This is a genomic window from Paenisporosarcina sp. TG-14 (assembly GCF_000297555.1).
In the GTDB taxonomy this organism is placed as follows: domain Bacteria; phylum Bacillota; class Bacilli; order Bacillales_A; family Planococcaceae; genus Paenisporosarcina; species Paenisporosarcina antarctica.
The window spans coordinates 14,326-39,060 of sequence record NZ_AMGD01000018.1; the positions used below are offsets into that span (position 1 = coordinate 14,326).

At 35.1% G+C, this 24,735-nt stretch carries 30 protein-coding genes; 11 read left to right on the forward strand and 19 right to left on the reverse strand.

What is annotated here, in order from left to right:
- The first annotated feature begins 55 nt into the window (after positions 1-55).
- Positions 56-1,228: a MalY/PatB family protein gene (locus tag C406_RS0106035; RefSeq protein WP_017379702.1), complete on the forward strand. Its 1,173-nt coding sequence runs from the start codon at positions 56-58 to the stop codon at positions 1,226-1,228.
- 609 nt (positions 1,229-1,837) lie between these two features.
- Here the strand turns inward: C406_RS0106035 and C406_RS0106040 are convergent.
- Both C406_RS0106040 and C406_RS0106045 read right to left on the reverse strand, forming a co-directional pair.
- Positions 1,838-2,050, reverse strand: coding sequence for a hypothetical protein (locus tag C406_RS0106040; protein WP_017379703.1), 213 nt, complete (start codon positions 2,048-2,050; stop codon positions 1,838-1,840).
- A 17-nt stretch (positions 2,051-2,067) separates the two neighbouring features.
- The gene (locus C406_RS0106045) at positions 2,068-2,805 is read right to left on the reverse strand and encodes a peptidylprolyl isomerase (RefSeq protein WP_017379704.1); all 738 of its coding nucleotides are present in this window, start codon (positions 2,803-2,805) and stop codon (positions 2,068-2,070) included.
- A 142-nt stretch (positions 2,806-2,947) separates the two neighbouring features.
- Between C406_RS0106045 and C406_RS0106050 the strand changes: the two genes are divergently transcribed.
- The 8 genes from C406_RS0106050 (at position 2,948) to mnhG (ending at position 10,325) form a co-directional block, all read left to right on the forward strand.
- On the forward strand, positions 2,948-4,180 hold the full coding sequence (locus C406_RS0106050) for an MFS transporter (protein ID WP_017379705.1): 1,233 nt from the start codon (positions 2,948-2,950) through the stop codon (positions 4,178-4,180).
- Positions 4,181-4,560: 380 nt separating this feature from the next.
- Complete coding sequence (locus tag C406_RS0106055) at positions 4,561-6,984, forward strand: Na+/H+ antiporter subunit A (protein WP_017379706.1); 2,424 nt, start codon at positions 4,561-4,563, stop codon at positions 6,982-6,984.
- Positions 6,971-7,393, forward strand: coding sequence for a Na(+)/H(+) antiporter subunit B (locus C406_RS0106060; protein WP_017379707.1), 423 nt, complete (start codon positions 6,971-6,973; stop codon positions 7,391-7,393). The genes C406_RS0106055 and C406_RS0106060 overlap by 14 nt, the downstream gene beginning before the upstream one ends.
- Positions 7,393-7,734 carry a Na(+)/H(+) antiporter subunit C gene (locus C406_RS0106065; protein ID WP_017379708.1) on the forward strand — a complete coding sequence of 114 codons (342 nt, stop codon included), beginning with the start codon at positions 7,393-7,395 and terminating at the stop codon, positions 7,732-7,734. The genes C406_RS0106060 and C406_RS0106065 overlap by 1 nt, the downstream gene beginning before the upstream one ends.
- A complete protein-coding gene (locus C406_RS0106070) occupies positions 7,727-9,211 on the forward strand; it encodes a Na+/H+ antiporter subunit D (RefSeq protein WP_017379709.1) in 1,485 nt (494 codons plus the stop codon). The genes C406_RS0106065 and C406_RS0106070 overlap by 8 nt, the downstream gene beginning before the upstream one ends.
- Position 9,212: 1 nt before the next feature.
- Positions 9,213-9,692: a Na+/H+ antiporter subunit E gene (locus tag C406_RS0106075; protein WP_017379710.1), complete on the forward strand. Its 480-nt coding sequence runs from the start codon at positions 9,213-9,215 to the stop codon at positions 9,690-9,692.
- Positions 9,689-9,973 (forward strand): Na(+)/H(+) antiporter subunit F1, encoded by a 285-nt coding sequence (locus tag C406_RS0106080; RefSeq protein WP_017379711.1) that lies wholly within the window; start codon positions 9,689-9,691, stop codon positions 9,971-9,973. The genes C406_RS0106075 and C406_RS0106080 overlap by 4 nt, the downstream gene beginning before the upstream one ends.
- Entirely contained in the window at positions 9,954-10,325 is a 372-nt protein-coding gene (gene mnhG / locus C406_RS0106085) for a monovalent cation/H(+) antiporter subunit G (protein WP_017379712.1), read from the forward strand. Before C406_RS0106080 ends, mnhG begins: the two co-directional genes overlap by 20 nt.
- A gap of 55 nt (positions 10,326-10,380) precedes the next feature.
- On the opposite strand, the gene C406_RS0106090 is transcribed toward mnhG, so the two are convergent.
- The gene (locus C406_RS0106090) at positions 10,381-10,635 is read right to left on the reverse strand and encodes a hypothetical protein (RefSeq protein ID WP_017379713.1); all 255 of its coding nucleotides are present in this window, start codon (positions 10,633-10,635) and stop codon (positions 10,381-10,383) included.
- A gap of 173 nt (positions 10,636-10,808) precedes the next feature.
- Positions 10,809-12,317 (reverse strand): leucyl aminopeptidase, encoded by a 1,509-nt coding sequence (locus tag C406_RS0106095; RefSeq protein WP_017379714.1) that lies wholly within the window; start codon positions 12,315-12,317, stop codon positions 10,809-10,811.
- Positions 12,318-12,477: 160 nt separating this feature from the next.
- On the opposite strand from C406_RS0106095, the gene C406_RS0106100 reads away from it, so the two are divergent.
- Positions 12,478-12,954 (forward strand): divergent PAP2 family protein, encoded by a 477-nt coding sequence (locus C406_RS0106100; protein ID WP_017379715.1) that lies wholly within the window; start codon positions 12,478-12,480, stop codon positions 12,952-12,954.
- Between the two features lie 166 nt (positions 12,955-13,120).
- Here C406_RS0106100 and C406_RS0106105 read toward each other — a convergent pair whose 3' ends face one another.
- The 10 genes from C406_RS0106105 to C406_RS0106150 form a co-directional block, all read right to left on the reverse strand.
- Positions 13,121-13,450: a YuiB family protein gene (locus C406_RS0106105; protein WP_017379716.1), complete on the reverse strand. Its 330-nt coding sequence runs from the start codon at positions 13,448-13,450 to the stop codon at positions 13,121-13,123.
- A 141-nt stretch (positions 13,451-13,591) separates the two neighbouring features.
- Positions 13,592-13,864: a helix-turn-helix domain-containing protein gene (locus tag C406_RS0106110; RefSeq protein WP_017379717.1), complete on the reverse strand. Its 273-nt coding sequence runs from the start codon at positions 13,862-13,864 to the stop codon at positions 13,592-13,594.
- Positions 13,865-13,881: 17 nt separating this feature from the next.
- On the reverse strand, positions 13,882-14,472 hold the full coding sequence (locus tag C406_RS0106115; protein ID WP_017379718.1) for a sigma-70 family RNA polymerase sigma factor: 591 nt from the start codon (positions 14,470-14,472) through the stop codon (positions 13,882-13,884).
- Between the two features lie 126 nt (positions 14,473-14,598).
- Positions 14,599-14,760 carry a YvrJ family protein gene (locus tag C406_RS20145; protein WP_017379719.1) on the reverse strand — a complete coding sequence of 54 codons (162 nt, stop codon included), beginning with the start codon at positions 14,758-14,760 and terminating at the stop codon, positions 14,599-14,601.
- Positions 14,761-15,078: 318 nt separating this feature from the next.
- A complete protein-coding gene (locus C406_RS0106125) occupies positions 15,079-16,041 on the reverse strand; it encodes a S8 family peptidase (protein ID WP_017379720.1) in 963 nt (320 codons plus the stop codon).
- 275 nt (positions 16,042-16,316) lie between these two features.
- Positions 16,317-16,442 (reverse strand): YuiA family protein, encoded by a 126-nt coding sequence (locus C406_RS20675; RefSeq protein WP_192812581.1) that lies wholly within the window; start codon positions 16,440-16,442, stop codon positions 16,317-16,319.
- 143 nt (positions 16,443-16,585) lie between these two features.
- Positions 16,586-17,077, reverse strand: coding sequence for an NUDIX domain-containing protein (locus C406_RS0106135; RefSeq protein ID WP_017379722.1), 492 nt, complete (start codon positions 17,075-17,077; stop codon positions 16,586-16,588).
- A gap of 394 nt (positions 17,078-17,471) precedes the next feature.
- Positions 17,472-18,686, reverse strand: a complete 1,215-nt coding sequence (locus C406_RS0106140) for an NAD(P)/FAD-dependent oxidoreductase (RefSeq protein ID WP_026045624.1) — start codon at positions 18,684-18,686, stop codon at positions 17,472-17,474.
- Positions 18,687-18,897: 211 nt separating this feature from the next.
- Complete coding sequence (locus tag C406_RS0106145) at positions 18,898-19,260, reverse strand: HesB/IscA family protein (RefSeq protein ID WP_017379724.1); 363 nt, start codon at positions 19,258-19,260, stop codon at positions 18,898-18,900.
- Between the two features lie 267 nt (positions 19,261-19,527).
- Positions 19,528-19,764 carry a NifU family protein gene (locus tag C406_RS0106150; protein WP_017379725.1) on the reverse strand — a complete coding sequence of 79 codons (237 nt, stop codon included), beginning with the start codon at positions 19,762-19,764 and terminating at the stop codon, positions 19,528-19,530.
- Between the two features lie 84 nt (positions 19,765-19,848).
- Between C406_RS0106150 and C406_RS0106155 the strand changes: the two genes are divergently transcribed.
- Positions 19,849-20,187, forward strand: coding sequence for a YuzD family protein (locus C406_RS0106155; protein ID WP_017379726.1), 339 nt, complete (start codon positions 19,849-19,851; stop codon positions 20,185-20,187).
- Between the two features lie 879 nt (positions 20,188-21,066).
- Here C406_RS0106155 and C406_RS0106165 read toward each other — a convergent pair.
- From C406_RS0106165 to C406_RS0106185, 5 genes are all read right to left on the reverse strand, one after another.
- Positions 21,067-21,999, reverse strand: coding sequence for a hypothetical protein (locus C406_RS0106165; RefSeq protein WP_017379728.1), 933 nt, complete (start codon positions 21,997-21,999; stop codon positions 21,067-21,069).
- Positions 22,000-22,001: 2 nt separating this feature from the next.
- Positions 22,002-22,637: a hypothetical protein gene (locus C406_RS0106170; RefSeq protein WP_017379729.1), complete on the reverse strand. Its 636-nt coding sequence runs from the start codon at positions 22,635-22,637 to the stop codon at positions 22,002-22,004.
- Entirely contained in the window at positions 22,634-23,107 is a 474-nt protein-coding gene (locus C406_RS0106175) for a hypothetical protein (protein ID WP_017379730.1), read from the reverse strand. Before C406_RS0106175 ends, C406_RS0106170 begins: the two co-directional genes overlap by 4 nt.
- 300 nt (positions 23,108-23,407) lie before the next feature.
- Positions 23,408-24,265 carry a peptidoglycan recognition protein family protein gene (locus tag C406_RS19845; RefSeq protein ID WP_017379731.1) on the reverse strand — a complete coding sequence of 286 codons (858 nt, stop codon included), beginning with the start codon at positions 24,263-24,265 and terminating at the stop codon, positions 23,408-23,410.
- On the reverse strand, positions 24,265-24,702 hold the full coding sequence (locus C406_RS0106185; protein WP_017379732.1) for a phage holin family protein: 438 nt from the start codon (positions 24,700-24,702) through the stop codon (positions 24,265-24,267). The genes C406_RS19845 and C406_RS0106185 overlap by 1 nt, the downstream gene beginning before the upstream one ends.
- Between the last annotated feature and the right edge of the window lie 33 nt (positions 24,703-24,735).

Below are 24,735 nucleotides of genomic sequence, written 5' to 3' on the forward strand. Positions count from 1 at the left end.
TTTCTTTAATAAAGGCTATGATAACATATTATTAAAAAGGAAAGAAGGAATTGCTATGACTTCATTTAAACAAGTAATAGATAGGAGCGAATCCCACTCCATTAAATGGGATTTTATAGATAAAGTGTACAAAATTGAAGATGCTTCTGATATATTGCCAATGTGGGTTGCAGATATGGACTTCGCCGCACCACAAGCCGTAATTGACGCATTACTTGAACGCATCAAGCATCCTATATTTGGCTATTCCTACATGGACGAAGGGTCTAAAACAGCTGTGCAAAATTGGCTTTTAGAACGTCATGGTTGGCAAACCCAAAACGAATGGATGCTTTTTCATCATGGCGTGGTCCCAGCAATTGCATCTGTTATTGAATCTTTTACTCAAAAAGGAGATCTTATTTTAATAACCCCTCCTGTTTATCAACTGTTTTTTTCTATCCCCCAAAAGCAAGGTCGTCAAGTGGTGGAAAGCTCGTTAATAGAAGAAAAAGGTCAATACAAAATAGACTTTGTTTCATTTGAAAAACAATTAAAGCAAGGAGTAAAGTTATTTATTCTATGTAACCCACATAATCCAGGGGGCATGGTTTGGCCAAAAGAGACTTTACAAGAAATCATTCGATTATGTGCTAAATACGACACCCTCATTTTATCAGATGAAATCCATGGCGACTTAGTGTTTCCTAAACATAAGCATATCCCTCTCGCTACTTTGGCTGGGGAGGAAGTAGATCGGATTATAACTTGTGTAGCTCCTTCTAAAACGTTTAATTTAGCTGGAATTCAAGCCGCAGTCATAATAGCTACTGATTCTAAGAAACGTGAAAAGCTAAAAGAAAATGCTCTTGCCCATGGTCAAATGGAACTTAGCTCTTTTGCAGCTGTTGCTCTAACAGCTGCGTATGAAGATGGTGGAGCTTGGTTAGATGAATTATTGAAAGTTCTTTCTTCTAATATCGACTATGCCATTGAAAAATTGACAAAAGCTGTTCCAGGATTAAAAATTGAAAAACCACAAGCTACTTATTTATTATGGATAGATTATCGAGGGACAGAATATTCGGAAAATGAAATAATGGATTTGCTATTAAATAAAGGTAAACTTGCCTTAGAGCCAGGTTCAAAATATGGCGACACTGGTAGAGGCTTCTTAAGAATGAATGTGGCTTGCCCGCGCTCCACACTTGAAGATGGTGTATCGCGTTTCATCACTGCTTTAGAATAATAAAAGCGCAAAGAGCTTAGCTTGGAGCGTTCGAACTAGCTTTTAATTTCTAATCTCATAAGAAAAACCGGGCAAAGTACGCCCGGTCCTTTAAGAAACTACAGATGATTGAAGTATCAGTTTAAAGAATAGGACAGCCTTCTATTTAGGTCTAGTGATTTCCGTTTCAGGCGGACGCTTTGCCACGAGTAACCGCAGGAGCACATGTTTTCTCGCCGCCTTCCACTACAATCATTCTCCTTTTAATAATCAACAGTGATAACAATATAGGTTTAATAGTAAATATAAAAAATTGTCCTACCTTGTAAAATGTAAGTACCCAATATTTAGATAGGACGTTTTTATCTTCATTGCAAAAATTACTAAACAAGAATAAATCACTGAACAAAATTCACTTTGACTGAGAGGAAACTTTCGTTTCTAAAAAAGGTATTCACGACTTCACATTAATCGAATTAACGAGAGTCACAAAGAAATTCTATTTTAGCAGGTTAGTCTCCATATATTGAAAACACCATAAACACTGGGTTCTTGTCACATTAATATTATATATTTTCTTATTTTGTAAGAAAAGGCTTAACCAATTTTCATTGGTTAAGCCTTTTCTATTTACTGTTGATCTTTTTGTTGCTCTATTTTCCGTTCGCGTAATACACGTTCTTCTAATTCCCTAGTCTGTTCTTCTTGTTTTTTTGAATGTCTAACAATCCAACGAAACACTAAAACACAGATGACCGCAAAGATTGCAAACTCAAAAATAGCAGGAATATAGGCAGACTTATCATCAGGAAAGTACAAAAAGTTGACTATCCATGCGTTCACGTAGGACACTTCCTAACTTATTTCTGAAGAACTTCTATTGATACAATTTTGATGTCTTCAAGTGGTTTGTCGCTACCATTTCTTTTTACTGTAGTCATCTCATCAACAATTTCTAAGCCTTCAATAACTTGTCCAAAAACGGTATGCTTGTTGTCTAACCAAGGAGTACCACCATTTGTTGTATATGCTTCTATAATTTCTTCTGGGTATCCAGCTTTTTTCAATTGACTTAACATGCTTGAATCTACACGGCTAGCTTGAACGATAAAGAATTGACTACCGTTTGTTCCAGGACCAGCATTTGCCATTGATAGTGCACCACGTAGGTTAAATGCTTTATCAGAGAATTCGTCTGCGAAGGTTTTACCGTAGATGCTTTCTCCGCCCATACCAGTTCCAGTAGGGTCTCCACCTTGAATCATGAAATCTTTAATAATACGGTGGAAAATGATGTCGTCATAATAACCATTTTCTGCGTGTGTAATAAAGTTTTCTACTGTCTTAGGAGCAACTTCCGGGAATAATTTAATTTTTATCGAACCCATAGTTGTGTTCATTACGACTAACGCTTCGTTTGAAGCAACTTCTTTTGATAATTGTGGATACATAGTAATCTCTCCTTCATTTTTGGTAGTAGTTTGTTGTGTTTCTTCATTAGGTTTTTCTATCTTCTCTTCTTCGACACTCTTTTTAGTGCCGCAACCTGCTAACAAGACAACCAGGCTAATCAATAACAGCCATCCTCGTTTTTTCATGTTCATTTCACCCAAAAATAGTTTATCATATTCTGTAATTAATTTCAGTTATTAAGACGCCTTCCTTCCTTCGTAAGGCGAAATGTTTTATAATAAATTATTATAAGTCCTTTAGTGTAAGGTAGCGAAAGAAGTGTTTTATTTGGATAATCAAAAAAGAAATTTTTATATAATGTGGATTTCAAACTTTCTAGTGGCTGGAACGGCAACAATGATTATGCCTTTCTTGTCACTCTATATAAATACAATGGGAGATTTTTCTGACTCTTATGTTCAAAAATGGTCAGGCTTTATATTTGGAATTACATTCGTCTCTGCATTCCTTATGTCACCCATATGGGGCCGTATAGCAGATCGCTTTGGTTATAAACCGATATTAATCATTACCGGATTTGGTATATCGATTAGTATTTTTCTGATGGGCTTTGTTCATTCTGTAGAAACTTTATTCCTTTTACGTTTATTTATGGGTGTGGTCACAGGATTTATTCCCACATCACTTGCTTTTATTAGTTCACAAACAGCGAAAGAAGTGGCAGGAAAAACACTTGGCACACTTCAAATGGGGAGTGTTTCAGGTACTCTCTTTGGACCCGTTATTGGTGGTCTACTCGCTGATTCATTCGGGTTCCAATATACATTTGTCATCACATCTGTGGTAATTGCAATCGCTGCACTGCTTGTTTTGTTTGGTATTAAGGAAACTAAAAGGGTACCTGTAGCAGGTGCACATGTATATTCAAGAAAAACGGTTTTATCAGGCATCATTCATCACCGATTAGTCTTTAATATCATGATCATTACTGCGTTAATTCAAATAGGTAATTTCAGTATCCAACCGCTACTATCGCTTTATGTATCAAGTTTAACCGATTCTTCTCAAATTGCATTGCTGGCTGGAGTTACATTTAGTGCAGCTGGTGTTGGGAATTTATTATTCGCAAGAAAATGGGGACATCTTGGAGATACGATTGGCTATGAGAAAGTGTTAAGTATGCTACTTATTTTGGCCTTTTTGTTTATCATTCCTCAAGCTTTTGTTACTGAACTTTGGCAGTTGATTGGATTACGTTTATTATTCGGAATTGCAGTTGGGGGATTAATTCCAGTAACTACTGCCTTAGTCAGACGTGAATCGCCAATCGAAATTCAAGGGGAAATGTTGGGGTATAATACAAGCTTCCGCTTCTTTGGAAATATCGTTGGTCCAATGTTTGGTGGACTTGTTAGTGGCTTCATCGGTATTTCTTCCGTGTTCTACGTTACAGGCATATTGTTCTTAGTTTCATATTTGGTACTAACATTTATTCGTAGAAAGCCACAACAAGATTTTGAAAAGGTATTGTTAAACGAAGAAGCTCATCAACAAGCTTAAAATTTCTACAAATTAACGTTTCTCTTTTAGGAGAAGCGTTTTTTTATTATTTAAAAGTGAAGTTTTCATGACATATTCACTAAATATTTTTGGTCTCTTCCTATTTATCAACTTAAAGAGAGCAAAGTGACAACTCCCTTTGATGTAAATACTATCCGATGCAATCACTCCATATCTAAGCTATAATTGACTTTATGAAAGAAAAGAGAGAGCGAAGTTCCAGGGTTGGGAACATCAAAGACAAACATTTTTTCTTTCTTTCGCCATGAAGCGAGCCTCGATCTGGCGCTTGTAGCTATACACAACTACAATGGTGAGATTTGTATAGATTTATATCAATGATTTTAGAAAATGTGGTTTTTCGAAAAAGGAGGATTAACTTGCCATTTGTATACTTTATTTTCATCCCGATGCTTGCTGCAATTCTAATACCTTTTTTATATAAAAAGGTTCGTAGCATTCACACCGGCTGGTTTGTCCTCGTAGTTCCAGTAGTATTATTTGGACTTTATACGACATTTGTACCAAAGCTCCAAAATGGTGATACATATACTTCATCATTTGATTGGATTCCTTCGTTAGACATTTCCTTTATCTCTTACATAGATGGGTTGAGTTTATTATTTTCTCTTCTTATAACAGGAATCGGTGCACTGGTTGTGCTTTACTCCATTTTCTATTTAGATAAAACAAGGGAGCAATTACACAATTTTTATGTGTATTTACTGCTGTTTATGACAGCGATGCTTGGTGTGGTACAATCTGACCATTTGATTAGTTTGTATTTCTTTTGGGAGTTAACTTCGATTTCTTCCTTCTTATTAATTGGTTATTGGTATAAGCGAGATCGCTCTCGATTTGGTGCCTTAAAATCTATGATGATTACCGTGTTCGGTGGATTAATGATGCTTGGTGGATTTATACTCCTTTCTATTATGGGAGATACGTACTCGATTCGAGAATTAATTGCACAAGCCCCCGAGCTTGCTAATCACAAATGGTTTATTTGGTCTTTAATCCTTGTATTATTGGGTGCGTTTACAAAATCTGCTCAATTTCCATTTTACATTTGGCTTCCCGATGCAATGGAAGCACCAACACCTGTTAGTGCTTACTTACACTCTGCAACTATGGTCAAAGCAGGTCTATATTTAGTTGCTCGATTCACTCCACTATATGCGAGTTCCGAATGGTGGATTTGGCTTGTTACAGGTACAGGTTTGTTAACCTTATTCTGGGGTTCCTTCTTTGCTTTAAAACAAACCGATTTGAAAGGAATTTTAGCATTCTCGACAGTCAGTCAACTTGGTTTAATCATGTCCCTACTTGGAGCTGGAGCGATTTCATTCCATACAGGCGTTGAGGATAACTCGATTTTCAAATATGCTGCCTTTGCAGCCATTTTCCATCTAGTCAATCATGCGACATTTAAGGGTAGTTTGTTCATGATTGCAGGCATTGTCGATCATGAAACAGGTACGCGTGATATCCGGAAACTTGGTGGCCTTATGAGTATAATGCCGGTTACTTTTACCATAGCGCTAATCGGCAGCTTTTCAATGGCAGGTCTCCCTCCATTTAACGGTTTCTTAAGTAAAGAGATGTTCCTGTCAGGTATGCTGTCCATTCAAAATTTTGATCTCTTTGCTTTCGCCACATGGGGTATTTTATTCCCAATCATTGGCTGGATTGCAAGTGTGTTCACGTTTGTTTATAGTTTGTACTTTGTATTTCGGACTTTTACAGGGAAATACAAACCCGATTTATTGCCAAAGAAAGCACATGAAGCTCCCATTGGCATGCTCATTCCACCTGCTATTTTAGGAACTCTTGTCATTGCAATATTCTTTGTCCCAAATTTAATCGGTGATTATTTGGTTAAACCTGCTGTTATGGCGATGCAACCTTTTCTCTATACGTCACCTAGTGAAATAGATATTCACATATCCGCATGGCATGGCTTTTTCGAGCCTGAATTATTAATGACTTTAGGCATAATAGGGCTTGGCTTGTTACTATATTGGACGTTGCCAAAATGGCAGCCACTATATACTAAATTTCCTGATTGGTTATCACTGAATCGACTATATGACAGCTTAATGTATTTCAGTGAAGTTGGGACAAACCGGCTTTCAAGAATATATATGACTGGTTATATGCGCTCGTATTTAGTTTATATGTTTACAGGAATCGTCATCTTAACAATTAGCACTGTTTTTATTAAAGATGCGTTTGATGTTAGCTTCGCAATGCTTGCACCTATTCGTTTTTATGAATTGATTATTGTGCTTGTGTTACTTGCAGGTACAATAACTATTTTACTGGCTAACTCAAGGTTAACTGCGATTATTGCATTAGGTGCTGTTGGTTATTCAATTGCGTTATTCTTTGTTATCTTTAACGCACCTGATTTAGCTCTAACTCAACTCGTTATTGAAACAGTGTCCGTTGCTTTGTTTTTACTCGTATTTTATCACTTGCCTAAGTTAAACCGACATGAAAATCGTTTAAAATTCAGGCTTGGAAATGCATTAGTTGCTTTTGGTGTCGGTGCAACTGTCACTATTGTTGCACTTTCTGCCCACTCTCAAAAACTAGTACCTTCTATCTCTTCCTATTATGAAGAAACGGTTTATTCAAAAGCCGGCGGTGGAAATATCGTAAACGTCATCTTAGTTGATTACCGTGGATTTGATACTTTGTTTGAAATAGCGGTACTCGCCATAGCCTCTATTGGTATTATCGGCATGATTAAACTTAGATTAACAAAAAAGAAAGAGGTGAATCGAATTGAAGACAAATGATGTTATATTACAGACAGCAACAAAAGTCGTTTTTTTCATTATTATTCTCTTTTCAATTCATATCTTCTTTGCAGGTCACTATACTCCTGGTGGAGGATTCGTTGGCGGTTTATTGACAGCAAGCGGTATTGTGTTATTACTGCTAGCTTTTGATTTAAAAACCGTTACGACAACCTTGCCGATAAATTATACAGTGATGACGTCTATTGGCTTGCTAATAGCGTTAGCCACTGCTGCTGGCTCTATTTTCTTTAATGTTCCACTTCTGACACATGCATTTGATTATTTTGATTTACCCCTATTAGGAAAGCAATCTTTACATACGGCTGTGTTTTTTGATACGGGAGTTTATTTAGTTGTCGTAGGTGTTACGATGACCATTATTCAATCGATAGGAGATGATGACTAATGGAGATTGTGATGAGTTTTGTTGTTGGCTTTCTAGTTATGGCCGCTGTCTATTTAATGCTTTCTAAAAGCTTACTTCGTATCATTATTGGTACTGGTTTACTAAGTCACGGTGCGCATTTACTTTTCTTAACGATGGGTGGACTAGGTGGCACGGCCCCTCCTGTTGTATCTCCAGGTGTAACTGATTATGCAGACCCTCTACCACAAGCCCTGATCTTAACAGCAATCGTAATCAGTTTTGGTGTTACAGCATTTTTCTTAGTGCTAGCTTATCGCTCATATCAAGAACTTGATACAGATAATATGAATTTAATGAGAGGAACTGAAGACCATGATTAATTTGCTTTTGTTCCCTATCTTACTTCCTTTTTTCTTTGGAATTATTTTGATGTTATTCCCAAAAAACCTATCTGTACAAAGAGGTGGCGCCATAATAGGGCTTCTTACGACATTAATTGCATCAGTTGTATTACTAGTAAAAGTTAAAGCAGATGGCATTCAAGCTATTACACTAGGTAGCTGGCCTGCACCATTCGGTATATCTATGGTTTCTGATATGCTCTCCATTTTGCTAGTATTTTCTTCAACATTGATTGCTTTATTTGTAGTATGGTATAGCTTTTCTTCTATTGGCAAAGCTAGAGAGTCTTACTTTTACTACCCAGGAATTTTATTTATGATAACTGGTGTGAATGGAGCATTTACAACAGGCGATATTTTTAATATGTTCGTATTCTTCGAAGTGTTGCTCATATCTTCTTACTTGCTTATTGTCCTCGGTGGCGAGAAAGTGCAATTACGAGAATCAATCAAATATATTTTAGTGAATATTATTTCATCCGCTTTATTTGTTGTTACAGTTGGCTATTTGTATTCAGTAGTTGGCACACTTAATATGGCAGATATAGCTGTGAAGATTGCACTCATTAATCAGCCTGGTATCATCACAGTTATTGCCGTGTTATTCTTACTCGTATTTGGATTAAAAGGGGCAATTTTCCCTCTTTATTTTTGGTTACCAAGCTCCTATGCAGCACCACCAATTCCGGTCCTAGCATTATTTGGAGCGCTACTTACAAAAGTTGGCGTTTACGCCATTATGCGAACATATACACTGTTTTTCACACTTGATCAAAGCTTCACACACGAATTACTTATGATTCTTTCTGTACTAACCATAATTGCTGGATGTATTGGTGCATTAGCATACTTTGATGTCAAAAAAATCATTATATATAACATCATTATTGCTGTCGGCGTAATTTTATTTGGTACTTCTCAAATGAATGAAGCAGCTCTCATGGGTTCCGTGTTTTATTTAATTCATGACATATTAATTAAAGGAGCTCTGTTCTTATTAATTGGTATTATCATTGCAATTACAGGTACTTCTAATTTACGAAAAATGGGTGGCTTAATAAAAACTTATCCAATGCTTGGATGGACCTTTTTAATTGCAGCTTTTGGTTTAGCTGGAATTCCACCTTTAAGTGGCTTCGTTGGTAAGTTACTCATTGTTCAAGGAGGCTTTCAAGCCGAGAATTTATGGGGAAGCATTTTTATTTTAGCATCAAGTTTAGTCGTTTTACTTTCGGTCATGCGCATCTTTATTTATGCTTTTTGGGGAGAGCCTGTTGAAATAACCCCACTAACGAAACGTCACTATCGTGGGTTATTTGCTCCAGCACTAATTTTAGTTGTTATTAGTGTGCTATACGGTGTTGGTTCAGAGTGGATAGTCCCTTATATGAACGATGCTGCAAATGTAATGTTAGACCCTTCACAATATATACAAGCTGTATTAGGAGGTTCTTAAATTGGCTTTTCAATTATTGTTAAACTTTTTTATTGCTTTGCTTTGGATGTTCTTAAGCGTTTCATTTAGCAGTTCTACATTTATCGTAGGTTTTTTATTAGGTATGTTGATGATTTGGACAATGAAAGGATTTTTCCCAGGGCGTTTCTATATGAACCGTCTGTGGTCCGTTATTAAATTAAGCTTAATGTTTTTTAAAGAATTAATCATGGCTAATATTCAAGTATTATTTTTAATTCTTCAACCCAAATTGTCCATTAAACCAGCCATATTCGCTCTACCTACAATATTAGAAAAAGATTGGGAAATAACATTATTATCCAGTTTAATAAGTTTAACACCTGGTACACTAGTTATTGATGTCTCAGAAGATTCAAAAACGATTTATATTCACGCTTTAGATTATCGTGATGCTGATGAAGCAATCGATTCCATCAAGAATACATTTGAGAAAGCTATATTGGAGGTGAGTCGCCCATGATGATATTCTTTTGGATTGTACTATTTTTGATTAGCCTGTCCATGTTAGGTTTTATTTACAGATTAATTATGGGGCCTTCTATTCCAGACCGTGTAGTTGCACTTGATTCATTAGGTGTTGCGCTCATTTGCATGATTGGTATGATATCCATCTTATCTGAATCTAGCTTTTTCTTAGAAATTATTTTACTGATTGCCATATTAGCTTTTATCGGCACTGTAGCTTTCTCTAAATTTTTAGAGAAAGGAGAGATAATCCAACGTGATAATAATCTTAGCTAATATCTTGATCGTTACAACCATCCTAATTGGTGTTATTTTTTTACTGGTGGCGGCAATTGGATTAATTCGATTGCCCGACGTATATACACGGACACATGCTGCTTCTAAAAGTGCTACTCTTAGTGTTATGTTTATCTTACTAGGTGTGTTTTTTCATTTTTGGTTAATAGAAGGCCATGTCAATACACTTGTTCTTCTAGGGATTGCATTTTTATTTATCACAGGTCCTGTTGGCGGTCATGTTATTGGTCGCTCTGCTTATTTAACAGGCGTGAAGCTATGGGAAGACTCCGTTAAAGACGAACTCGCACCCGTAATAGCAGAACGAAAAAAACGACATGAACAAAAATAAAATGCTTATGCTCTTTACCTTAGGTAAAAAGCATAAGCATTTTTTATTAAAAATTTTAGTATGGATAACCTCCGTATGGATAACCTCCGTAATACGGATATTGCGGATATTGATAATATGGATACTGTCGATATGGTGCACCGTATAAAGTTGACCCTAATAAACTTCCCGCTAAACCACCTAAAAATGGACCACCAAAAAATCCGAGTCCTCCAATTCCACCTATTCCCCTACCAAAACCGCCGCCATAACCTCTACCATATCCTCTGCCATATCCTCTGCCATAGCTTGAACGATATCGATTGACCATTTGTCACTCCTCCTCTCTTTTCTAACGTATGAAAAAAAGAAGGACTGACGTATGCATATAGCCTATTCGGTTTATCTAGTTCTTAAACTCAGCTCGTCAGACCCTTATTGGAAAAAGGTCAAGTACTCATCTTTCAACTTTTAAGCGACTATGTCGAGGATGCGCGGGTTTCTTTACTCTTCAGATTCCATACTCATTCGTTCAACAAGGGTTGCAAGTGTACGTACCATTGAACCAGTTCCACCCTTTGGCCCTAAATCGTGCGAAACACTTGATTCAGAAGTGCCTGCGATGTCTAAATGAATCCATGGTGTATTATCAACAAATTCTCCAACAAAGCCGCCACCGAAGATCATATGACCATCACGACCTGGCGAGTTATTTAAGTCTGCTACATCACTTTTGCGGATACGTTTCTTGTCTTTTTCAGTTAAAGGTAATCTCCAAACAAATTCCCCTGTTTCTACAGAAGCTTCTAAGAACGTCTCAAAGAATGTTTCATTGTTTGTAAGTGCTCCTGTTTTATCCTTACCAAGAGCAACAATGACGCCACCAGTTAACGTTGCTACGTCCACAATATAGTTTGCACCTTGTTGTTTTGCATAAGTGACCGCATCGGCTAATACAAGTCTACCTTCAGCATCCGTATTTAAGATTTCAATTGTTTTGCCACTTAATGATGTAATGACATCATCCGGTTTAAATGCATTTCCTGAGATCATATTATCAGTTGCTGCAATAACTGCGATGACATTTTTACTCGGGCTAGTTTCACCGATAATACGCATAGCACCTAAAACTGCGGCTGCACCACCCATATCGCCTTTCATGCCCACTAGACCATCCTTAGACTTAATTGAATAACCTCCAGTGTCATATGTTACGCCCTTGCCCACCAGGCCAATGACATCGCTCCAATCATCATTTGCACGGTATTTCATTACAATTAGTCTTGGTTCTTCTGTTGACCCTTGATTGACTGCTAAAATTGCACCCATTCCGAGTTCTTCCATTTCAGCTTTGCCTAGTTCTTCATATTCAAAGTCATAAGTTTCAGCAAGTTCTTTTGCATACTCAGCCATTTTAGTAGCTGTTAAAACATTTGATGGCATGTTAACTAACGTACGTGCTTCGTTAACAGCTTCCGCATATACTTGTCCTAAATTGAAAAAAGATAAGATTTCTTTCTCATCTGAAGTAGTAAGTAATTCAATATTATCTAGATAATAATCATTTGCATTTGAAGTTGTTTTAAAGTGAGGCACTTGGTACAGACCCATACCTATTCCTTCAGCTGCTAAATATGTAGCATCTTCTATTTCAATGTCTTCGTTCGTAAATGAATCTAACCAAATCGAAATATTAGTTGATTTTGAAGCTACAAGTTCTTTTCCTACCATACCAAATATTTCTCGCAAGTCATCTTCAGTTAACGATTTACGATCACCAAGACCAACAAAGAAAATCCGTTGAAGCTTGCCATCTTGAAGAGCTGGTAATTTCGTTAATTTCTTTCGATCAGTAGAAATATCACCAGATTTCACCCATTTTTCTAATGATGCACCATAAAATGAAACTAACTCAGACCAGTATTGTGTGTTTTCAGGATGTTTAAATGTCCCCACAATTAATACTTCTGCTTGAACTTCGTTAAAGTTTACTCCCGTAACTTCTGTTTTCAAATAAATCCCTCCAATTATATACATTCGACTTCTATTATATACGAAATTCTTACGCTTTTCGAATTATCTGTAACTACCTGTTTAAACACAGGTTGAGGTCTTGAGCTGTGGTTGGTATACTTTACTAAACAATTACGAACTTGAAAGGGTGGATAAGCCTATGGACATCTTAACCAATATTCCGCTCATTGCCGCACTTTTCGGAATTATATTTGCTCAATTCATTAAAATTCCGATTACATATATAGTGACAGGCGTCCTTGATTGGAAGCTTTTCACTTCAACTGGTGGAATGCCAAGTTCTCACTCAGCCGCCGTTACAGCACTAACCACAGCGGTTGCTTTTGAAACTGGTCTTGGGTCACCTCTTTTTGCAGTATCTGCAATCTTTGCGATTATTGTCATGTTTGATGCATCTGGCGTTCGTTTTCAAGCAGGACAACAAGCCATCATTATTAACCAAATGCGCATTGACTTTCAAATTTTTGTGAATCAATCGAAGGGTTGGGCACAAAAGAAGAATGAAGAAAAAATCGAAGAACTTAAAACACTTCTTGGGCATAAACCAAGCGAAGTCTTAATGGGCGCCTTAACCGGAATAATCATTTCTACCATTGTTTATGTATTTATCATGTAAAAAGCAGTGAACTCATAATGAGTTCACTGCTTTTTTACAAATTGATGATAATCGCATCTAGTTCCACAGATCAACCTAGATCTTCGCTTCAGAAACTCATTCATAATAATAGTTTTTGATTCATTTCGGAGCTGGTCTTATGGTGCTTGAGTTGCGCTTTTCATTGTTAAAACATTTGATATCCATTTTTGCGTAACATTTTAATCACAATTCCAGCAATAATTGCACCAAGTAAACCACTTGATAAAACTAAAATATCTGCGAAATGAAGTGACATTAATTTGTCTCCAAGCTCTAGAAATGCCATTTTCGGTGCTGTGAAATAATCAAAGAAATCAACTTCATCAATAATTAATATGACCACGATAGGATAGACAATAGCCATTAACCAGGTCGCGCGAAGTAACATATTGATTAAAAAGGCGATACCGAAAAACATTACTAAAAATAATAATACTGATAACATAGCTGTTACAAGTGTAAAATTACCATCCATTAAAATCTTCCCTCCATGCTTCCTTTCAACAGTTTACATGAATGATATGTTCCTTTCAATAAACATGTTTGTGTAATACTAATTAATAGTACAGACCTGTGTCTAACTACCATACTATGTTACAATATTTGTATTTTAAAACTATAATTCTTTATCCTCTTCGTCGTAATTTTGCATACCTTTTCTTTCAAGAAGATCTAACATTTGAAAATATCCGGGTGTCTTATCAACATCATAATTTCTGGTACAATCTACTATTTTAATTTTTAATTCTTGGGATAAGTCTTCCCTAAATTGCTTTTTTGTTTGTTGTAATGACCTGTGAATTTTAGGAGAAAATAAGTCAATCACGATTTTTAGTGAGTTGTTATCCGTTCTTGATTGTTTAACTAGTGTAAATAGACTTTTATTCATTCAAACCCCCTCCCTCTCTATCCATTTTCAATAATTTCTCTTAACTTTTTCAATATTTTTTTATGACTTTTGGAAACTGCTTGTTGGGATACATTAAAATAAGTTGCTATTTCAGAGTCAGTTAAATCAAATATATATGCCAAACTTAATAGTTGACGCTGATTTTCTGTTAATTGTTCAATTCCTTTATATAATGAGTCATTTGTTAAATGGTCTTTAATATTTGAAGAATAAATACAATCTTCTTGGCAATCCTTCCATTCCATTGAACAAAAAAGCTCAATTACCGTTCTACCTTTCTTATCTTTTACGGGTATATCCAAAATAGATTTATTTCTATCTGAAAACAATTTTACTTTCTTATCATAATTTATGGCATTAAAATAGATGGCTTGAGACAAATAACTGGTAAATCTGATTCTAAAATAAAATTCCCTGAACGTATCATCTAGCTTTTTCGTTAATATGCTTGTTGGATTGTTAATAACTTCTTTTAAGAGATCCATATTTTCTGCTATATTTAAGAACGATTTAATAATAGGATTTTTCATATGCTTTTCAATTTTACTAAGATACGTTTCAACACTTTGATTATAAGAATCTTTCAAATTAATACCTCCCATAAAGAACGTTAGTTCCGTTATGTGGTAAAAAAAAGATAGTACCTTTATCTGTTATTATCTAATTAAACTTAAAAGTTTATAAATTCCTCATATTCCATTTCTCCAACTCGTTCAATAGTAATAATGTTTTATTACATCAGAAAGCTGTGAAACTGCGTCTTCTAACTTTTCAATTCTTCTTTCAAACCGCCAGAACAAATAGATAGTAATAGCGATTGGAAATCCAAAATTCCCTAAGATCATTGTCCATAAGGGTACATCGAAATTGTACATGAATTATCCTCTCCTTTTTTTATTAGTAGTTATATATTAAAGAAGAATTATGGAAAGATTTCACAACCTATAGTGAAAAATAATAGTTGTTATTAAAGTTTCAATAACTAGCATTCCATTAACTCATTACTATATCCAAAGTCAATAAAGTTTAAGGCACATAACGTTAGTTTGATATTTCTTAATTTCTTCATTTGGGTTAGGCTTTGTCAGCGATTTAATGGGCATAGGAATGGCTTGAAGGGGACGTGTTGAATGGATAAAACATGTACTAAAAAAACAGATGCCTTGTTAGAAGTAGAGGGCATCTGTTTTCATTTATATATTAATTAGCGCTTTCACAGTTTGTTGATTAAACACATTTTCCACATAATCTAATAGGGTTAAATAAATCAGTCCGTTCCCTTCAATTTTTGGCGAGTTACCAAGTGGAACTGTTCTCTTTATCAATTGGGCATACAACTCAGGTTCGGTTAAATCTCTATCAAATGCACAATTAGATATTACTTTTAATAGTGCCAATGCACCTGATATATGGGGAGTTGCCATAGATGTGCCGCTTAGTGTAGCATAACTTCCATTAAGATAAGTTGATGTCACTTTCTCTCCAGGGGCTACTAAATCAACTTGATTATTCGAATTAGTAAATTCAGAGGACTTCCTTTCTAAATTAACTGAACCTACGCTAATCACTTCGTTGTAGCATCCAGGATAACTGAGTTCATCAGTTGAATCTTGACCGTCACCATCATTGCCTGCAGCACATACAACTAATATATTTTGGTTTACTGCTTCAATTATTACATCATGAAGTTCTTTTACATCAGATGATCCACCTAAAGACATCGAAATAATATCTGCTTTATGGTCGATTGCATAGCGTATTGCTTTGATAATCCAATCATATTTTCCTGAACCACTTTTACCAAGTACCTTTAAAATTAATAGGTTTGACTCTGGTGCGACTCCAACAACTCCACTGTTATTACTACTAGCAGCAATTGTTCCCGCAACATGCGTTCCGTGCCCATTGTAATCTTCAAATTTCAAAGGATCTCCTTCATCATCACTTGTGAAATTATAGCCACCAATAATTCGATTTTTCAAATCTGGATGATCTGTATCACACCCTGTATCTAAGACAGCTACAGTAATTCCTTTTCCTTTTGTTTCATTCCAAATCTCAGGGGCTTGAATAATTTCAATTCCTTTTGGTATTTCATTCACCGTTTCTAACTGCTCCACTAATTCGTACGGGATCAAATACATGTATTTATCCATCTTCTCCCTCCTCAAATTATTATTTAAGCAAGCACTTGATGTAATGTAATATAATTGTAACAATATTCAGAATAATATAATAGATTCTAAGGTAGGATTTTTATGGAAATAGAAGTGGCTATTTATAGGAGAATATTACTAAAAAATGCTAATTATGCATACATATTTTGTGTTTTCCAAAAAGTAGTGAGATTTGAATTGGGATAAGAGCAAGAATTGAATCAAATAAAAAGGGCTCTTCTCGGTGTTTCACCGAAAAGAACCCTCTTTAGAGTTTACTTTCTTCCAGACCCTGAACAACAAGCACATGTTTCTGATCCACCAAGACGTAATTGAAAATATCCATCCCCTTTACAGTATGGGCAATCATTGTTTTGAACATCTTTTTTATAAGTTGTCATTTGTACCATCTCCTCTGATTCATAATATTCTGATAATATAACATATTCAAAAAAATCTGTAAATAAGGAAAAGCCTAAATGTAAACGAATACATTAGGCTTTTTCTTGTTATTTCTTTATTTTTCTCTTGTTTTCTAACTCTTTTAAAAATACAATTTATAGCTTGTATAGCCAAATACATCACCAGGGTTAATGCCTTCAATTACTTGTAGACCCTGCCCTAAGGTCTTTGTTGCCAATTCATGTATCATGACCGATGTATGTGGATCCTGGCTCAATTCAACTGGACTCATCCACTTTGCTTCGTATACTTCTTTTAATTGTGGGATAACCAATTGTTCACGACTAGTTTCTTCACAAATAAAAATTGCCATGTTATCACTTATTTCACCTCTTATTACCCCGGTTCTAAATCCAACTAAACCCTGAACCATTGTTTCAATTCCAGTTTCTTCTTGTACTTCTCGACAAACTGCCTGATCAACAGTTTCCCCTGGTTCTACAAATCCAGCTGGAAATGACCATTTGCCGTCAAGTCCCCCATATCTTTTCTTTACTACGAGCCATTCATTTAAATGATTAATAACTAATCCAGATACGCCTAACCATACTTTTCCTCTATCTTTTTTAGCCATTAGTTTCATCATCTCCTCATTAGAAAAATATAGCTTCCTTCCATAATGGTGCAAACTTACGTCTATGCATATACTTATTTCCGTAAATTCAACTCTTTTATCATAGAAAACCGCAAAGTTCCTTTTAGCTCTAAAGTTTTGGTTCGATACCTGAAAACAAAGTTCAATGTTCCTTCAAGTAAGAGCCAAGCGGAAAATCTCATCTTAGTACGACACACCCGTGCTGGAAGTATGCCTTTCTGACACCATAAATGGTCCCTAGAGCTGTCTCTAGTAGCTAGGCATAAGATTACTCCAAGTTCTAAGGTGTAACACTTAAAAACTCATACTTTCTTTTTTCAGTACAAAAAATCTCCCATCTGAAAACTCCAGATGGGAGACGATAAACGAACTTTTAAAGAACGTTAAATTTACCTTTTTTCACAACTAGTGATGCGCCACCTAACATATAAAGAGCACGGTTATCTACCATTTTCTTCATAAACGAAGCTCTAGAACCAGTCACTTTTTTACCGAAAACAACGCCAATAGCATCGTCTTCACCCAGTGAACATAAACTACCTTTTAAGTCAGGTACAAATGTTTCAGTTTCTTCTCCCTTGATTAAAGAAAGTAAGTTTTTAGCCACTGTTACACCTTGTTGCATAGCAATTTGTGCAGTTGGTGGATAAGGGCGATTAATTTCTTCATTTATCAATAATGCACAATCACCAACGATAAATACATCATTGTGACCTGGAGCACGCATATCTTTTTCAACTTTAACGCGAGCACGCATATTTTCAATGCCTGTTTGTTCGATTAAACGGTTTCCGCGAATACCTGCAGCCCAAACGACTGAGCCAGCTTTCACAAATTCAAACTCGTCTTCACCTTTTTTAATCTTAACGCCTTCTGGAGTCGCTTCAACAACTGGAGTTCCAATTGAGAATTCAATTCCTTTTGCTTGAAGATGTCCCACTGCGTATTCAACCAATTCTGGATCAAATCCTGGTAATACCATTGGAGCTGCTTCTACACAAAGAACACGAACTTTTTCTTGTGGTACATCAAACTCTTTACAAAGTTCAGGAACACGATTACCTAGTTCACCTAAGAACTCGATACCAGTAAATCCTGCACCACCAACCACTATTGTTAAGCGGCTGTCGTCTTTTACTTCTTCTAGTGACCATGTAGCGAATTGATATTCAATATGTTCACGTATTTGTCGAGCTGCTTTTACATTAGCAATAGATAGAGCATATTTATCTAGACCTGGAATACCAAAAGTTTCGCCTTCGAATCCAAGACCAATTACTAAGTAATCATAAGTAAATACGCCAGTATCAGTTGTCACTTGTTTACCAGTAATGTCTATTCCTTCAACTGATGCTTTAACAAATTTCACTTTATCTGCTTTAATTACATCTGCAATGTCAAAACGTACTTGGTCTGGACGTAATGTACCAGCTGAAGCCTCATGTAACCAAGTTGATTCATAGTGATAATCATTTTGATTTATCAATGTGATATCTGCAATATCTGACCCAATATTTTTTTGCAAGTTAACTACTGTTGATAATCCGCCATACCCGGCGCCTAACACTAAAATTTTCGGTCTTTTCACCAAGATTCAAACCACCTTCTATTTGTTTTATATACATTCTCTTTAGTGAAAAAGAGATATTTCTATGCTTTGATAACTACAGCTAATTTGTCTATATTTTCGACAAACGTACTATTTACAATAATAGACCTTTTGTGTATTGAATTCAATATAATCTTATGAAGTATAAAAGGTTTGAATTTACAGAAAAAAGACCGAAATAGATTCGGTCTTAGCAATTCTCTGGAGTTCCTTTTTTTGTAGCTGTAGTAAATGATGAGCCACAGCCACAAGATGCGATAGCATTCGGATTTTCAATCGTGAATCCGCCACCCATTAGAGATTGTTTATAATCAATCACTGTTCCATTAATAATTGCTTTATCTTCATTTGATACTAAAATAGTTAATCCATGTTGATCTAAAACTGTATCGGAATCTGTTTTCTCGCGTTCAAAACCCATTCCGTATGATAAACCACTACATCCTCCACCATTAACAGCTACACGTAAAAATGAGCCTTGTTCTTCATTATGGGTCATCATTTCTTTCACTTGGTAAGCTGCAGCTTCTGATAATTCGACAATCTGTGTCATCCGTTACACCTTCCTTCTATAGTTATATGATACCAACTTTTGTCCTAAACATTCAAGCAGAGCAATTTAAATTGATTGTTCATTAATTTCGTGTTGGGTATAATGAATGAATAGATACTTTTAAAAAAGGAGCCCGTAATAGGCCCCTTAGTTACTAGCTACAAGCACCAACTCGCACCTTCGTTTCAAGACCTATTGCCGAAAACAAGTTTTCGATTCGGTCTCTCTATCGGCAGTTAGCAAACGTAGCGCCTTAAGCTTTTATAATTAAAAAACTTGTTCTACTTCAATGACTCCTGGAACTTCTTCCAAAAGTGCACGTTCTATTCCTGATTTTAGCGTAATTGTAGAACTTGGGCAGCTTCCGCATGCGCCAAGAAGACGAAGTTTGACAATGCCATCTTCGATATCAACAAGTTCACAATCTCCTCCATCACGCAGTAAGAATGGACGTAATTTATCTAGTACTTCTTGAACTTGATCTGTCATCATTGTATCAGTCATTTATTTCGACTCCTTCCCTTATAAATATTATAATGTGAAGAGATGAAAAAATCCAACAGTACCTACTAAAGGAGAATTAATTACATGGACAAAAAAACACTCTTAATTGAAATCTTCGGTGCTGATATTATATGCGCTAGTTGTGCAAATGCACCAACCTCTAGGGATACATACGAATGGTTGCAAGCAGCTATCAATCGAAAGTACCCGAATCAACTTTATAAAATAATTTATATTGATATTCAAAAGCCAATTGAAAACGAACGGCAACAAAATATTGCAAATCGTGTTTTAGAGGATGAATTCTTCTATCCACTCGTTTTAATTGAAGGAGAAGTGATTGGTGAAGGAAATATTCAATTAAATCCTGTATTTGCAGAACTTGAGAAGTATGGTTTTGTAGGTGTAGATTCATACAAATAAAGTCAAAGACCTAGAAGTTATTTTTCCCTTCTAGGCCTTTTTTATTCATTACCCGTTGTGCCACTTATATATGTAGCTGATTTCGCTACGTTTCACACTACATATCAAGTGCTATTTAATAGAGAGGAATTAAATATCAAAGTGTTTTCTGTTTCATGGTTTTTTAAGTTTTTTTATATAAAATGTGATATTTTTTGTGATAATTAATGAATCTTCTTATTATATTCCAATTGGAAATTGCTAATGAATAACATTCATGAAGTTTTACTGGAGGTAATCACAAGACAGAAAACCCTGATTCAGATGATGAAGAAGTGATTATTGAAAGAGATGAAAGAGGTTTTAATGTTAGTTTGCATTTAATTTAGAAACAACCTTAAGCCCTTCCTCGATAGTGGTTGGGTTTTTATTATCCACAAATAAAAAATCACCTTTTCAGATGCTTATGGCTTACTTCGGTAACTCCTACTCATTCTGGTCCAGAAATCACGCTCTCGTATTCGCTTCGTCGCTGTTGCTCTTGTGTTTAATATCAGTACCTCTGAATCTACTACCACCAGCCATTTTCCGTCGGTACACTCACCAAGGCCAGCATTTGTAAATCCAGCTACAACTCTATCGTCCTTTTTGGAGCTTATCCACGCGTTCTTGACTTGGTATTTTTTCATTAATTCTTTTGAAATCATTTTGAGCACCTCTTAGCATTACTATAAAGGAAGAAAAAACAAATTGGGGGTGTAATCGTTCGTCAAATTTCGACATTTAGGTAAATGAAAAAGCACCCGGTTAGAGGTGCAAAAGTTTAGATAGACATTAGGGCAAATTAAAGAGCACTACTAATTAGTGCTTTTTCGAATAAAAATAATCCGAGAGATATGCTTAAATTTCGGTGTCTTCTAACCCTCTAACTTTTTCATTGACTTTTGTTTGAATTTCTTCACCAATTGATTTGATGAATTCAATTTTTTTCTCTACAGACCAAGTTCTACTTGTAAGATCATTTCCGTAATTAGAAATTATTTTCGGTATCGTTTCAAGAGAAATCATTAAAGCTAATTTCGCTTTCATTTCATCTGGGGGGTCCATGAAAAAATTTCCGATATAATTTTCTAAATTTATATCAATACTCCCGCTTAAATTTAAAAAAAGTTCTACTGTATGCCCATTATATTCAATTACAGGCTTAACATAAGTTACTTCTTCATTATCGAATAAAAATGCCAATGTGCTTAGTGAATTCATGATTCGATTACCTGAACCTATTACTTCTGCTAATTTATCATCGGAAGATCCCTTAAATCCTATTATTTTCTTAATACTCAACAAGGAAGTTTCATCAATTGATTCTTCGGTATTATTTAAAACCTTTGAAATCATCCAAGTGAATAAGTCCTCCGATATTTGATAGGGATTACTCTTTATTTCTAACTGACCTGTATAATTGTTTACTTTTCTTAAGATGGTTTTTGTTGGATCAGAATTTGATCTATTCGTTATGTATTGAGTATTGATGGTATCAGAATAAACAACTAAATAACCGCTAGTTGGATATAATCTGATGGATCGCATTTCATTATTTTCTTCCCCGTTCCTTACTTTTTCATAATCATAATTTATTACATTATATTTTATTTCCGTTCCATTTAACTCAGTAGTCTTGTCATTAGGAAAAGATTTAGTAATTCTAAACTGTAAATCCTCATCAGTTAACGGGTCTTTTATTGGAACGTGCCAATTTGAATAATTTAACATATTACTAATAATGCTTTCCATAGAATTCTCAGTATCATCAGACCATCTGGATAGTGTCATCTTCAATTCCCCTTTAAATTAATTTTGAGACCTTGTAGTTTTATGCTCGTAAAGAATCGGATTTTCGGTTCTATTTTTGTTAATTCGGGGATTATTTTAATTTTATTCATTGCATCTGAATAGCCCGTTATATCAATTGGAATTATCTTTGTTAGATCAATCTCTTTTTGCTGATTAAACATTTTTTGCAAATCGAAATAGTATTGATTTAGAGAATCTTCTGCTGTTATATACTCTGCACCTTTCAATTGCAAGTCTAACCAATCAGGATAGTGTAATGTAATTCTATCAGGAATATTACTTCTATTACCTTTCACTGTAATTCCCAAATGTATTGTTTTCTTTTTATCATTTTCTAAGGTTACTTTACTAAGTTTATCTTCAGAATAATAAAGACTAATCTCTAAGTTAGTTCTCTTTATAGAGATTAAAAATAAAATAATTGCAACAATTAATGAAAATATCAAATTATAAAACCCTAAATCTATTAACCATATAAGTCTTTCGTTTTCAATATTAAAAATCGATTTTGCAATCGACAAACCATAGTATAATGGGATTCCTGACAAAAATAGAATAGAAAAATTTTTTATATACCCTTTTATTTCCTTAGATATTTCTTTTTTCTTATCAGTCATGACAGATACTCAATGAGTATTTTTTTTACAATTTCTTCGTAGATTACATTTAATTCATTTCCCATTATTAAACCATTTGAATAAACAGTATATTTATTATTTTTGTATAATAACTCAACATTAAAAATATCGATTGAATTATTGTCCAAAGCCCAATCTAATTTTTCTTTTAGATTAATAAACTGTATAGGATTATGTCTTATATTTTTAATTAAATTGGTTACATCAACAATTAAGTTTTCATCTGTATTATCAGTAAACTTTATTTGAAGAATAAATCCTTCATTCAATATTATTTCATTTAAAATTCTCACCATTAGTTCTGAATTTATAATCACTTGTTTATAACCACGGGATTTCATTTCCAAAATTACCTCATGGTATTTTTCTTTCTCAGGATTATATGATTTATTAAAAATATTTAGTTCATTGTGAGAGTATTTACGGAAAACCTTGCCGTAAACTTCCATATTAATTCTCCTCTTTTTAGGAAACTTTAGAAATTCATTTACATTCAGACCTATACAGTATACTACCCAATAATATTTAATAATACCAAAATTATTTATCTCTTATACCTTACAGTATTTTATTCGACAATAAAATCTAAAGTTCCTTTAAAATCATATAATTTAATGTGAAGCTCAAAAAATGTTTGACATGAGATCCATTGGATGCACCAGATGGATTTTGCTCAAATAAAAAAGACCACCCGATTAAGAGTGGTCCATCTAGGCAAAGGATGCCCTGCATGACTTAATTATATCACTTCATGCATCCTTGACGTAAACGACCCAACCGAATTGTTTTTTCAGTTTAGCTGCTGCGTTTTCGGCGGCTTCTTTTGTTCTAAACGTACCTGTCATTAGCCGATATTGTTTATTATTGTTCGGTGCTGGTTTTACAGCAAATTCTAGTTTAGCTTTTGTAGCAAATCCGTAAAAACCATCTGGAGTTAGTCCATTTGCTGTTTGGTATGCCTTGACTGCATTTTCAGTTGCAGGTCCATAACTCCCATCTACAGCAAGTTTTAATCCAACTTTTATTAAATTCGCTTGCAGCTGTTTTACCTTTTGTCCTTTATCTCCTCGACTTAAATAAGTAAACACACTATCATTCCCCTTTTCTATAGGATTTGCTACAGGTTTGACTACGGGCTTAGAAGCGTTCAGCTGTAAGAATACTAACCTATTCCGAACCATGCCCATATCAATCCCTGGACATGCTGTAGCTGCCCCATTAAATTCTTTATGTCCTAATACTTTATCTGCAGATAATCCGAATCTCTTCATATTAAAAATACATCGTTCTTCCCACACTTTTTCTTGTACTGCAGTAAAGGATCCATTGCCAACCACGCAAATATGATAAGTTGTTGAATTGTGGCCACCTACGCCATTTGTAATTTCTTCTGGGTCATAGCAGAGCTGAACCGTTCCATCAAGCAAGATAATTTCATGATATCCTCCAGTCCCCCATCCTTTAGTTTTATTCCAGAATGGCCAGAATGAAGCCCAACTACCTGTTGTTCCTCCTGAATGATGTCGAGCAATATGTTTAATTGCTTTTAGAAACCGAGTTCCATTGGTACGTGGTGTGTTTGGTCGTAAATCTTGAATAGTTGCCATCACTTATCACCTTCCTTTGGCGTCTCTGTTTTAGGCCCATTTTCGTTTTTAAGCTGAGTAAATGCATCACTAACTTGCTTAGGGACATTAAATCCTAAATGTCCAAAATTTTCAATGAGTGATACACCTTCAAGTCCAATTAAATACATAATCATGGCGTACCGCATAAACTGTCCTTGATTACCAAAAATCGCATCAAGCTGTACGGCAACCACTACTGCAAATAGCATAGCCGTCTTTTTCATTAAACCCTTAAATCCTATGGAACTAGATAATGTCTTTGTCTGCCAACCCACCATCAAACCCGTTATATAGTCAGCTGTCATAAATATGATTAAAGCTAATATCAAGTTATCAAATCCTCCCACTAAAAAAGAGAGCGCTGCAAAGCCCCCTCCAATAAAAAACGTATATGCTGTATCTGTATTATGATTCATCGTCTCAATTCCCTTCTTTTTAAGTAAACAAAA

Excerpts from the sequence above, each read along its gene's own strand:
- C406_RS0106035 (WP_017379702.1), top strand. The coding sequence starts at position 56 with ATGACTTCATTTAAACAAGTAATAGATAGGAGCGAATCCCACTCCATT.
- C406_RS0106090 (WP_017379713.1), bottom strand. The coding sequence starts at position 10,635 with ATGGTCAATCGATATCGTTCAAGCTATGGCAGAGGATATGGCAGAGGA.
- C406_RS0106150 (WP_017379725.1), bottom strand. The coding sequence starts at position 19,764 with ATGACTGATACAATGATGACAGATCAAGTTCAAGAAGTACTAGATAAA.
- C406_RS19845 (WP_017379731.1), bottom strand. The coding sequence starts at position 24,265 with ATGGCAACTATTCAAGATTTACGACCAAACACACCACGTACCAATGGA.
- C406_RS20675 (WP_192812581.1), bottom strand. The coding sequence starts at position 16,442 with ATGACAACTTATAAAAAAGATGTTCAAAACAATGATTGCCCATACTGT.
- C406_RS0106185 (WP_017379732.1), bottom strand. The coding sequence starts at position 24,702 with ATGAATCATAATACAGATACAGCATATACGTTTTTTATTGGAGGGGGC.
- C406_RS0106070 (WP_017379709.1), top strand. The coding sequence starts at position 7,727 with ATGATTAATTTGCTTTTGTTCCCTATCTTACTTCCTTTTTTCTTTGGA.
- C406_RS0106145 (WP_017379724.1), bottom strand. The coding sequence starts at position 19,260 with ATGACACAGATTGTCGAATTATCAGAAGCTGCAGCTTACCAAGTGAAA.
- C406_RS0106135 (WP_017379722.1), bottom strand. The coding sequence starts at position 17,077 with ATGGCTAAAAAAGATAGAGGAAAAGTATGGTTAGGCGTATCTGGATTA.
- C406_RS0106155 (WP_017379726.1), top strand. The coding sequence starts at position 19,849 with ATGGACAAAAAAACACTCTTAATTGAAATCTTCGGTGCTGATATTATA.
- C406_RS0106045 (WP_017379704.1), bottom strand. The coding sequence starts at position 2,805 with ATGAAAAAACGAGGATGGCTGTTATTGATTAGCCTGGTTGTCTTGTTA.
- C406_RS0106100 (WP_017379715.1), top strand. The coding sequence starts at position 12,478 with ATGGACATCTTAACCAATATTCCGCTCATTGCCGCACTTTTCGGAATT.
- C406_RS0106125 (WP_017379720.1), bottom strand. The coding sequence starts at position 16,041 with ATGGATAAATACATGTATTTGATCCCGTACGAATTAGTGGAGCAGTTA.
- C406_RS0106105 (WP_017379716.1), bottom strand. The coding sequence starts at position 13,450 with ATGGATGGTAATTTTACACTTGTAACAGCTATGTTATCAGTATTATTA.
- C406_RS0106080 (WP_017379711.1), top strand. The coding sequence starts at position 9,689 with ATGATGATATTCTTTTGGATTGTACTATTTTTGATTAGCCTGTCCATG.
- C406_RS0106165 (WP_017379728.1), bottom strand. The coding sequence starts at position 21,999 with ATGACACTATCCAGATGGTCTGATGATACTGAGAATTCTATGGAAAGC.
- C406_RS0106170 (WP_017379729.1), bottom strand. The coding sequence starts at position 22,637 with ATGACTGATAAGAAAAAAGAAATATCTAAGGAAATAAAAGGGTATATA.
- C406_RS0106110 (WP_017379717.1), bottom strand. The coding sequence starts at position 13,864 with ATGAATAAAAGTCTATTTACACTAGTTAAACAATCAAGAACGGATAAC.
- C406_RS20145 (WP_017379719.1), bottom strand. The coding sequence starts at position 14,760 with ATGTACAATTTCGATGTACCCTTATGGACAATGATCTTAGGGAATTTT.
- C406_RS0106065 (WP_017379708.1), top strand. The coding sequence starts at position 7,393 with ATGGAGATTGTGATGAGTTTTGTTGTTGGCTTTCTAGTTATGGCCGCT.
- C406_RS0106175 (WP_017379730.1), bottom strand. The coding sequence starts at position 23,107 with ATGGAAGTTTACGGCAAGGTTTTCCGTAAATACTCTCACAATGAACTA.